General features: G+C 59.6%; 1 protein-coding gene. It reads left to right on the top strand.

Features of this window, described 5'->3' with window-relative positions; translation table 11 throughout:
• A partial coding sequence (locus JNB91_RS30535; RefSeq protein WP_220329137.1) for an MBL fold metallo-hydrolase occupies window positions 1-277 on the top strand: 277 nt, incomplete at both ends.

The following is a 277-nucleotide window of genomic DNA, read 5'->3' as shown; positions in this document are numbered from 1 at the left end:
CGCTCATCCACTGGAATTTCCGTATCTGAACGGGCAATCCTCCTATCCTCCGGCCGACGCATTTGTCGGCGGAGGAGCAGTCGCGTTGATGTCGCCGCTCTTCCCCCGCTCACCTGTCGATGTGAGCACTTGGTTGAAGATGCTTCCACCTGATCAAAGCATCCCCGAGATGCCAGGCTGGCGATGGTTGCATACTCCCGGCCATGCGCCGGGACACATCTCTCTTTGGCGCGAGAGCGATCGGACGCTGATTGCAGGCGACGCTATTGTCACGACC

The sequence above is a fragment of the Aliirhizobium wenxiniae genome (assembly GCF_019511445.1).
Lineage (GTDB): Bacteria > Pseudomonadota > Alphaproteobacteria > Rhizobiales > Rhizobiaceae > Neorhizobium > Neorhizobium wenxiniae_A.
Note: the sequence above shows the minus strand (reverse complement) of the source record. Positions and strands in the feature narration are given on the sequence as shown.